Source organism: Spongiactinospora gelatinilytica (assembly GCF_003236385.1).
GTDB classification, from domain to species: Bacteria; Actinomycetota; Actinomycetes; order Streptosporangiales; family Streptosporangiaceae; genus Spongiactinospora; species Spongiactinospora gelatinilytica.
The window spans coordinates 1-7601 of sequence record NZ_POUA01000366.1 but is presented as its reverse complement, the minus strand read 5'-3'; the positions used below and the strand labels follow the sequence as shown (position 1 = coordinate 7601).

Genomic DNA, 7601 nt, shown 5'->3' with positions numbered 1-7601 from the left:
GTCATCGCCGCGACGGGAACGAAGACCAGCCCGAAGCGCTTCCAGCGCACGCATCCCTGTTCGGCCATGATGCGCTCCCCTTCACCGTGGCCCCGCAGGGGCCGGCGTTCTCTTACAGACGGTCCCCGCCCGGTCCGCGTGGTCAATAGGTGACAAAAGCTCATGTCACCAGGTCGGCGCTGCCATACTTCCCGAAATCTCCCTAATTAATAGGAACACTGGGCGTATGTCGCATATTGATTATTTTGCGCATGAACGGTGGACACCGGTGATCGCCTACCTCGTCTCCAGCGTCGGCGCGCTGCTGGGCCTCCTGCTGATCGCGCGGGCGCGCGCCTCGACGGGCCCCGCCCGCGCGGCGTGGCTGGTGGGCGGCTCGCTCTCGACCGGCTGGACCGGCGTGTGGGTGATGCACTTCATCGCGATGATGGGCTTTCGGGTCTCCGGTACGCGGGTCCGCTACGACCTGCCGCTGACCTCCGCGTCGGCGGCCTTCGCCATCGTGGTGGTGGGCACCGGGCTGTCCCTGGCCGCGCGGGGCGGCGAGGGCCCCGCGCTCGCCGGGGCGGGGCTCCTCACCGGGCTCGGCATCGCGGGCATGCACTACCTGGGAATGGCCGCGATGAACATGAACGCGGATGTGTCCTACGACCCTGTGATCGTCGCGTTGTCGGTGCTGATCGCGGTGACGGCGGCGACCGCCGCCCTGCGGTACGCGCGGCGGACCGGCCCGGCCGCCGCGGTGGCGGGGGCGCTCATCTTGGGCGTGGCGGTCAGCGGCGTACACCACACGGGCATGTTCGCGATGCGGGTGCGAGTGCGTCCCGCGGGCGGCGAACCGCCGGGCGCGGAGGCGATCGACCTGCTGCCGCCGGTGGTGGTGGCGATCAGCGTGGTGACGTTCGCGCTGCTGCTTGCGGTACTGCTCGCGCCGGGGCACGCGGTGCCGCAGGCCGGGCCCGAACCGCCGGCGCGCGGGTGAGAAAGCGGGTGAGAAAGACGCGCGGGCCAAAAAGATGTACGGCCTGCGCCTCGCGGGCCGCTTCAAACGAGGCACAAGCCGTACACGGAGGGGATGTGAGCGGATAGACCGCTGACTCCACAGAACCTAGGCCGGCCCGCTTGCAATCCGCTTGCAAAGATCGGCCCAGGTCCGGGGACGGATCAGCCGAAGAAGACCTCGGCCTCCTCGTAGCGCGAGGCCGGGACGGTCTTCAGCTCCTTGGTCGCCTCGTCCAGGCCGACCCGGACGATGTCGGTGCCGCGCAGCGCGACCATCTTGCCGAAGTCGCCCTCGTGGGCGGCGTCGATCGCCTGCAGGCCGAACCGGGTGGCTAGGACGCGGTCGAAGGCCGTCGGGGTGCCGCCGCGCTGGATGTGGCCCAGCACCGTGGTGCGGGCCTCCTTGCCGGTGCGCTTTTCGATCTCCTTGGCCAGCCGCTCGCCGATGCCGCCGAGCCGGACGTGACCGAACGCGTCGAGCTCGCCGGTCTGCAGCGCCATCTGGCCCTCGACCGGGTGCGCGCCCTCGGCGACCACGATTATCGGCGCGTAGCGGGTCTTGAACCGGCTCTCCACATACTCGCAGACCCGGTCGATGTCGAACGGCTTCTCCGGGATCAGGATGACGTTGGCCCCGGAGGCCATGCCGGCGTGCAGCGCGATCCAGCCCGCGTGGCGGCCCATGACCTCGCAGATCAGCGCGCGGTGGTGGGACTCGGCGGTGGTGTGCAGCCGGTCGATCGCCTCCATCGCGATGTTGACCGCGGTGTCGAAGCCGAACGTGTAGTCGGTCGCGTTGAGGTCGTTGTCGATCGTCTTGGGCACGCCGATCACGCGGACGCCGAGGTCGAAGAGCTGCTTGGCGACACCCAGGGTGTCCTCGCCGCCGATGGCGATCAACGCGTCGACCCCCGAGGAGGTCAGGTTGGCGTTGATTCGTTCCACGCCGCCGTCGATCTTGATCGGGTTGGTCCTCGACGACCCGAGGATCGTGCCGCCGCGTGGCAGGATGCCGCGCACCGCCTGGATGTCCAGCGGCATCGTTTCGCCTTCGAGCGGACCTCGCCAGCCGTCCCGGAATCCTACGAACTCATGCCCGTAGACGCTCACGCCCTTGCGGACGACCGCCCTGATGACGGCGTTGAGCCCGGGACAGTCACCGCCTCCGGTGAGCACTCCTATACGCATTGCGGGTTCCTCCCGATGGTTTGCACGGCAAGACTCTAAGGGGTAGTACGGTCGGCTCACGGTGATGGTGTCGCCGCCCGACCCTGGCATTCTGCCGTAGCCACAAGTACTGGTCTAGACCATACGCGAGGAGTGTCATGAGTGTCCTGGCCGTCGACGCGGGCACCACCGGCGTCACCGCCGTGATCGTCACCGAGGACGGCCGGATCGATTCCCGTGGCTACCAGGAGTTCGCGCAGCACTTCCCGGAACCGGGGCGGGTCGAGCACGCGCCCGAGGAGATCTGGCAGGCGGTCCTGGCCGCCTGCCGTACCGCGCTGGACGGGTCGGACCTCACCCCCGCCTGCGTCGGAATCACCAACCAGCGCGAGACCGCGGTCCTCTGGAACCGCGCGGACCTGGCCGCGCCGCGCCGCGCGATCGTGTGGCAGGACCGGCGCAGCGCGGGCGTCTGCACGCGGCTGCGCGAGGCCGGGCACGAGCCGCGCGTCGCCGAGCTGACCGGCCTGCGCCTGGACCCCTACTTCACCGGGACCAAGCTCACCTGGCTGGCCGAGCACGACGAGCGGTCCTGGGCGGCGGTCACCAGCGGCGCGGCGGTGGTGGGCACCGTCGACTCCTACCTGATCGCCCGGATGACCGGCGGGGCCCGGCACGTCACCGATGCCTCCAACGCCTCCCGCACGCTGCTGTACGACCTGACGGCGGGCGGCTGGTCCGACGAGCTGTGCGAGCTGTTCGGCGTGCCCAGGGCGGCGCTGCCGGAGATCGTGCCCAACCACGGCCTGGCCGGCCGCACCGACCCCCGCGCCTTCCTCGGGCTCGACCTGCCGATCAGCGGCCTGGCGGGCGACCAGCAGGCGGCGCTGTTCGGGCAGACCTGCTTCGCCCCCGGCGATGTCAAGTGCACCTACGGCACCGGTTCGTTCGTGCTCATCAACACCGGCACCGAACCGGTGCGCTCCCAGGACGGACTGCTCACCACGGTGGCCTGGCAGAGCCCGTCCGGAGAGATCACCTACGCGCTGGAGGGGGCGATCTTCGTCACCGGGGCCGCCGTCCAGTGGCTGCGCGACGGGCTGGGCCTGATCGACACCGCCCGCCAGACGCAGGCGGTGGCCGGCACGGTGCCCGACTCGGGGGGCGTGGTGTTCGTCCCGGCGCTGACCGGCCTCGGCGCGCCGCACTGGGACCCTGACGCCCGCGGCACGATCTGCGGGATCACGCGCGGCACCACCAGGGCGCACCTGGTCAGGGCGACCCTGGAGGCCATCGCGTACGAGGTGCGCGACGTGGTGGAGGTGATGACCGGGGCGGCCGGGCTCGCCGTGCCGGTGCTGAAGTCCGACGGCGGCGCGAGCGGCAACGACCTGCTCATGCAGTACCAGGCCGACCAGCTCGCGACCCCGGTCGAGCGGCCGGTGGTCCAGGAGACCACCGCGCTGGGCGCGGCCTTCCTGGCCGGGCTGGGCGCGGGTGTGTGGTCCTCCCCGGACGAGCTGCGCGAGACCTGGCGGCTGGAGCGCCGCTTCGAGCCCGGCGTCCGTGATGAGGAGGCGTACCGGCGGTGGGGCAGGGCGGTGGAGCGGGCCCGCGGCTGGGCCTGAGCGCCCGGCGGAAAACCTGGCGGGGATGCGGTGTCCCGCATGGCACACTTTGTGCCCTATGCGGGAGGATTCGACGCGCTTGGTGACCGACCACACCGTGCTCTCGGTGGTGGTCGGGTCGCGCGCGTACGGGCTTTCGACCGCCGAGTCCGACACCGACCGGCGGGGCGTGTTCGTCGCCCCGGCCTCGCTGTTCTGGCGGCTGGACAAGCCGCCCACCCACGTCGAGGGCCCGCTGCCGGAGCAGTTCTCCTGGGAGGTCGAGCGGCTCTGCGCGCTGGCCCTCGCGCTGTTCGGCAGGTCCGGCGAGCTGAAGCCGCTGCTCTACGCCTTCCGGGTGCTGCTGACCGGCTTACGGCTGATGCGCACGGGCGAGGTGGTGGCCGACGTGACGCGGCTGTACGAGGGCGCGCCGCCGTACCTGCCCGAGCTGGTGGCCGCCAAGCGGGAGGCCGAGCACGGGGCGCCGCCCGCGGGCGCGCCCGATGCGGTACGGCTGACCGCCGAACTGGCCGAGGCCGAGGAGCGGTCCGCGCTACCGGAGGCGGCCACCGCGGGCCCGGCCCTGCACGACCTGCTGGTCAGGGTGCGTACCGGCGCGTGAGCCGCCCGGCGCCTCAGAGGTCGGCGGGCGCGAGGATGCAGGAGGGGGTGGCGACGGTGAAGGCCGTGGCGGCCGATTGCGGAATGCCGGACTTGGTGGGGAGCATGGCGATATCGCCGGAGTTCTGGCCGACGACGTAGAGGCGGTCGCCGACGAGCGCGAAGTGCCTCGGCCATGCGCAGCCGGAGGGCACCTCGTCGATGTGGGACAGGTCGCCGGCGTCGAGGACCGTCACGGTGTCCGGGCCTCGGTTGGCGACGTACACCAGGCGGCCGTCCGGGGAGACCTCGATGTGGGAGGGCGCGTTGGGCTCCGGCGAGCGGGATGCCGGGACGCGGGCCGCCTCCCGCCATTGCCGGTCGTACATCGACACGGTGCCGTCCAGCTCGCCCGCGAGGTACCAGCGGCCGGCGGAGTGGGCCAGGTGGCGCGGGCCGGTGCCGGGGGCCACGTGTACCGGGCCGTCGGGGTGCGGGCGGACGTTGTCGTCCACCAGGTAGCGGCGCACTTCGTCGGCGCCGAGGTCGGGCACGTAGAGCGCGCCGTCCGGCCCGAAGACGGCCTGGTGGGCGTGCGGGCCCGCCTGGCGGCCAGCGTCGGGCCCGGAACCGTCGCCGGGGAAGGACTTGAGCGGGCCCGCCATCCGGCCGAACTCGTCCAGGCGCTGGACGCCGAGCACGCCGTCACCGTAGTTGGCCACGGCCAGCCAGGAACCGTGCGGGTCCACCGCCACGTGGCAGGGGCTGTCGCCGCCGCTGGGGCGCCGGCCGATCTCGGTGAGCCGGCCGTCCGGATGGCGGGTGAACGCCGTCACGGTGCCCTCGCCGGTCTCGCCCACCGCGTAGAGCACGGGCAGTGTGGGGTGCGCCGCCACGAACGACGGCCCGGACGCGGCGGTCTCGGCGACCGCGGTCAGCCGGCCGTCGTGCTCCATCCGCACGGTGGTGATGCCCGGGCCCGCTCCGCCGCTGTCCGGCGTGTAACCGCCGATGTAGATCAGTCGTGTGGTCGCCACAACTGGCGAAGGTACCGGAGTTGGGCCTCCCGTTGCTCTCCGGCCCCGCCCTCATGGCCGTTCCATGGCCACACGGTGATCTCCTTGGGACCCGGCCGGTGGTTGTAGGCCGCGAACACGGTGGACGGCGGGCAGACCGTGTCCATCAGCGCCACCGAGTAGAGGGCGGGGGCCGAGCCCCTGGCGGCGAAGTTGACCCCGTCGAAGTAGCTCAGCGTGCGGAAGACCTGCTCCTCCAGGCCGCGCTGGGCGGACAGGAAACGGACGATCTCGGCGTACGGTTCGCTGCCGGTGATCTCCACCGCGCGCCGGAAATGCGTAAGGAAGGGGATGTCGACGAGGGCGGCGGCGACGTTGGGCCGCAGCGCCGCGACGGCCTGGGCGATGCCGCCGCCCTGGCTCTCCCCCTGCACGGCGATGCGCGTGGCGTCCACGCGCGGGTGGGCCGCCGCCACGTCCACCGCCCTGGCCGCGTCTGCGAACACCCGGCGGTAGTAGTAGCCCTCCGGGTCCAGGACGCCCCTGGTCATCATCCCGGGGGCGGCGGCGAAGTCGCCGCCGTCCGGGTCGGCGGTCGCGCCCGGCCTGCCGGGGTTGGACCCGCCCTGGCCCCTGGTGTCCACCACCAGCACGGCGTAGCCGGCGGCGGGCCATTCGAGATGGGTGTGCGGGAAGCCCCGCCCGCCGCTGTAGCCGATGTAGGCGACCACGCAGGGGACCGGGTCCGGGACGTGGCGCGGCAGGATGAACCAGGCGTTGATGCGGTGCCCGCGCCAGCCGGCGAAGGCGGTGTCGTACACGTTCACGGAGGTCAGGGCGGCGTCGTGCGGCTTGAACTCGGCGGCCAGATCGAACGCCTCGGCCTCGGTGAGGGTCCGCTTCCAGAAGTCATCGAAGTCGGCGGGTTCATCCCTTGTGGGGAGGTAGTCGCGCAACTCGGCCAGGGGCATGTCGAACAGAGGCAATGGATCTCCCATCTCGTGTTCAGAAAATCGCTCGGGGGCCGGTCCAGGAGCATCGTGCCATGCCCGCTTCGATCGTGTTCGCGTCGGTTCCATTTGGTTCCGGCGGGTTGCCGGTGAGGGTCGATCAGGCTATTCTTTGACTCAGTCAACTAACTGCTCGTCCCGGAAGGAGAGAGCGATGACGGTCGATGACCGCGTGGCCGCCGTGCGCGCCTTCAACCGCTTCTACACGGGGGTCATCGGCGCCCTCCAGGCCGAGACGATGTACGCGCCCTACTCGCTGACCGAGGCCCGGGTGCTGTACGAGCTGGAGCAGCACCGGCGCGAGGGCGGGCACAGCGAGGTCACCGACCTGCGCCGCGACCTGGGGCTCGACGCGGGCTACCTGAGCCGCATCCTGGCCCGGTTCGAGGGCGAGGGGCTGGCCACCAGGGAGCGCTCCCCCGCCGACGGGCGACGGCAGGTCGTCCGGCTCACCGACGTGGGGCGGGCCACCTTCGCCGAGCTCGACAAACGCTCCGACGAGCGGATCGAGGAGATGCTGGCCAAGCTCGGCGACGACGGCCGGGGCCGGCTCGTCACCGCCATGTCGGTGATCGAGCAGACCCTCGGCGACGAGATCCGCTCCGGCGCCGGGTGTGTGATCCGCCCCCCGAGCACCGGCGACCTGGGCTGGGTGGTGTTCAGGCACGGCGTCCTCTACGCCCACGAGCAGGGCTGGGGGCAGCGCTTCGAGGGCCTGGTCGCGCGGATCGTCGCCGACTACGCCGACCACCACGACCCCGCCCGCGAGGCGGGCTGGATCGCCGAGGTGGACGGCGAACGGGCCGGCTGCGTCTTCTGCGTGCGCAAGGACGACGACACGGCCCAGCTCCGGATGCTCCTCGTCGAGCCGTTCGCCCGCGGCCTGGGCCTCGGCGGCCGCCTCATCGACGAATGCGTATCCTTCGCCCGCGCCGCCGGCTACCGGCAGATCATGCTATGGACCCGCCCCGTCCTCACCGACGCCCGCCGCCTCTACCAACGCGCCGGCTTCCAACTCACCCACGAGGAGCCCGGCGACGAGGAAGGCACCCCCGTCATCGAACAAACCTGGTCCATGCCCCTCGCCTAACCCCCTCCTACCCCAGTACTCCGGCCGCGCCCCCCGGACGCGAACGGCCAGGCGCGGCCGGAGTACTGGGGTAGGAGGGGGTTAGGCGAGGGGCATGGACCAGGTT

7 protein-coding genes are annotated in these 7601 nt (G+C 71.7%); 4 read left to right on the top strand and 3 right to left on the bottom strand.

Annotated elements, in window-relative coordinates:
• Positions 1-268: 268 nt before the first annotated feature.
• Complete coding sequence (locus C1I98_RS31745; protein ID WP_158558262.1) at positions 269-982, top strand: MHYT domain-containing protein; 714 nt, start codon at positions 269-271, stop codon at positions 980-982.
• 182 nt (positions 983-1164) lie between these two features.
• Here C1I98_RS31745 and C1I98_RS31740 read toward each other — a convergent pair whose 3' ends face one another.
• Positions 1165-2190, bottom strand: a complete 1026-nt coding sequence (locus C1I98_RS31740; protein ID WP_111171052.1) for a 6-phosphofructokinase — start codon at positions 2188-2190, stop codon at positions 1165-1167.
• A gap of 137 nt (positions 2191-2327) precedes the next feature.
• Here C1I98_RS31740 and glpK point away from each other — a divergent pair, with 137 nt between their 5' ends.
• Entirely contained in the window at positions 2328-3797 is a 1470-nt protein-coding gene (glpK, locus tag C1I98_RS31735) for a glycerol kinase GlpK (protein WP_111171051.1), read from the top strand.
• An 82-nt stretch (positions 3798-3879) separates the two neighbouring features.
• Positions 3880-4401: a DNA polymerase beta superfamily protein gene (locus tag C1I98_RS31730; RefSeq protein WP_233508357.1), complete on the top strand. Its 522-nt coding sequence runs from the start codon at positions 3880-3882 to the stop codon at positions 4399-4401.
• 13 nt (positions 4402-4414) lie between these two features.
• On the opposite strand, the gene C1I98_RS31725 is transcribed toward C1I98_RS31730, so the two are convergent.
• Together C1I98_RS31725 and C1I98_RS31720 are read right to left on the bottom strand one after the other, a co-directional pair.
• Positions 4415-5416, bottom strand: a complete 1002-nt coding sequence (locus C1I98_RS31725) for a lactonase family protein (protein ID WP_111171050.1) — start codon at positions 5414-5416, stop codon at positions 4415-4417.
• Entirely contained in the window at positions 5398-6381 is a 984-nt protein-coding gene (locus C1I98_RS31720) for an acetylxylan esterase (RefSeq protein WP_111171049.1), read from the bottom strand. The genes C1I98_RS31725 and C1I98_RS31720 overlap by 19 nt, the downstream gene beginning before the upstream one ends.
• 178 nt (positions 6382-6559) lie before the next feature.
• Between C1I98_RS31720 and C1I98_RS31715 the strand changes: the two genes are divergently transcribed.
• On the top strand, positions 6560-7495 hold the full coding sequence (locus C1I98_RS31715; RefSeq protein WP_111171048.1) for a bifunctional helix-turn-helix transcriptional regulator/GNAT family N-acetyltransferase: 936 nt from the start codon (positions 6560-6562) through the stop codon (positions 7493-7495).
• The last annotated feature ends 106 nt before the right edge of the window (positions 7496-7601 follow it).